Origin of the sequence: Streptomyces solincola (assembly GCF_002982015.1) — a bacterium.
Lineage (GTDB): Bacteria > Actinomycetota > Actinomycetes > Streptomycetales > Streptomycetaceae > Streptomyces > Streptomyces solincola.
This window is the reverse complement of sequence record NZ_PVLV01000429.1, coordinates 1-1,731: the sequence shown is the minus strand read 5'-3', so window position 1 is coordinate 1,731 and position 1,731 is coordinate 1. Positions and strand designations below refer to the sequence as shown.

The window sequence follows — 1,731 nt, the reverse complement described above, 5'->3', positions numbered from 1 at the left end:
CCCGCGCGCCCGCCCCGGCTGCCCCTGAGCCGGCCGCCGCCCCCCGCCTCGACCCGTCCGCATCCACCGTGACCCAGGTACGCCTGGACGCCGCGTTCTTCGCCGACGCGGAGCGCGTGCGGGCCCTGGTCGCGCACTGGAGCCGGGACGAGCTGTACACCCTCGGCAACGCCCTGGTCGGGGAGGGAGACCGGCGCATCAAGGGGGAGCTGCTGGAGGTGCTGCGCGCCCTGTTCGTGGAAGGGGAGGAGTCGCCCGCCGCCCGGGTCGAGTTCGTCACCGACCCGAACTACGACGAGGGCGTGTTCTGGAGCGAGGACACCGTCTACCTCCACGACGCGGACGGCACGGTGACGCCGTTCTCCGACTTCTCGGAGGAGGGCGAAGAGGGCGCGGACCCGGAGTACGCCGCCCTGGACGAGCGGTTCCGTGACCTGCTGGCCGACTACTCCCGCGCCGACTGGCCGTCCCACGGTGACCACCTGGTCGTGGACCTCACCACCGGCGAGTTCGAGCGCTCCGGAAAGTGGTCGCTGACGTGAGCGCCAAGAACGTGTGCGGCGCGCCCGGCCGCGAAGAGGAAGAGGGCATCGACGTCGCGTGCGGCCTGGAGCCGCACGGCCCGGACACGGACCACCACGCCGTCATCATCGGCCGGTACATCCGCGAGCCCATCGGCGAGATGTCCTGGCCCGTCGCTCCGCCGGAGCCGCACGAACGCATCCTCCGGATCATCGCCGAGACCGTCACCGAGGCGACCGAGGGAGACGGCGCCGACCTGGAAGACCTCGTCCGGCGGCTGGAGGCCGAAGGGTTCACGCTCCCGCCCACCGCGCTCTGAGCCCGCCGCTGCGCCCCGCCGCGCCGCTGCGGCGGGGTGTAACGGTTCCGGCCCCTCACTCCGTCTACGCGACGGCACCGACCCGCCTGGAGGTTCCCCTGTGACCCGCGTCTTCCACTACGACCACGCCCCGGTGCGGGTGCGTGTGCGGGGCGGTGAGCCCGTGTGGTTCGTCCGGGACGTGGCCGCCGCCCTGGGCGTGCGGTTCCCGCCCGGCCCGCTGCTCCCCGCGTCCCCGAACGCGTTGCTCGGGATCGCCACGGCCGCGCAGGTGTGGCCGCTGGTGGAGCGGGCCGGCTGCCGGGCACCGGAGGCGTTCCGGGCCTGGATGACGGACGTGTCCACGCGCGTGCTCGCCGCCCCTGCCCCGCAGCCGGCCCGGGTGCCGCAGCCACGGCCGCGCCCCGTTCCCGTACGGAGGACCGCGTGAGCATCAGCCACGACGTCTACGACGACAACACCAACTGGCGGCTGCGGGAACCGGCGTTCCCGCTGCTCCCCGAGGACAGCAGCGTCATCTGGGTGCACAACCCGGACAGTGACGAGCCGCCGTTCGCGTACTCCCTCGGCTTGGCCGACCGGCCCCGCTACGGGTACGAGGTGGCCGCGTTCGGCCTGCCGCTGAAGCTGGCGCACTCCTTGATCGTGCACACCGCCGACCACCTTGCCCGGAACTTCCGCGCCCCGTTCGAGGGCCTGGAGCTGGAGGACGACGTCCTGGTCGACGGCTACGCGGCCCGGCTGCGCCTGGTGCAGGACACCGGCCGCCTCGAAGGCGTCACCCCCGGCGCGCCGGTGTGGCAAGTCGTCGTCTCCGACAAGTGGGGCCACTTCCCCGGCAACCCCCACCACGGCGCTGGCGACCCCTACGTCCAGCCCCTCCCCTGACC

The 1,731-nt window shown here is 73.5% G+C and carries 4 protein-coding genes; all 4 read left to right on the top strand.

Translation table 11 applies throughout. The features are described 5' to 3' along the window. The coding region (locus C6N75_RS23825) for a hypothetical protein (protein WP_219852905.1) at positions 1 to 542 on the top strand (542 nt) is incomplete at its 5' end. Then, a complete protein-coding gene (locus C6N75_RS23820; RefSeq protein WP_105870952.1) occupies positions 539 to 841 on the top strand; it encodes a hypothetical protein in 303 nt (100 codons plus the stop codon). The genes C6N75_RS23825 and C6N75_RS23820, both read left to right, overlap by 4 nt. Positions 842 to 941: 100 nt before the next feature. After that, positions 942 to 1,271: a BRO-N domain-containing protein gene (locus tag C6N75_RS30905; RefSeq protein WP_181160596.1), complete on the top strand. Its 330-nt coding sequence runs from the start codon at positions 942 to 944 to the stop codon at positions 1,269 to 1,271. Then, positions 1,268 to 1,729, top strand: a complete 462-nt coding sequence (locus C6N75_RS30900; RefSeq protein WP_181160595.1) for a DUF4262 domain-containing protein — start codon at positions 1,268 to 1,270, stop codon at positions 1,727 to 1,729. Before C6N75_RS30905 ends, C6N75_RS30900 begins: the two co-directional genes overlap by 4 nt. The last annotated feature ends 2 nt before the right edge of the window (positions 1,730 to 1,731 follow it).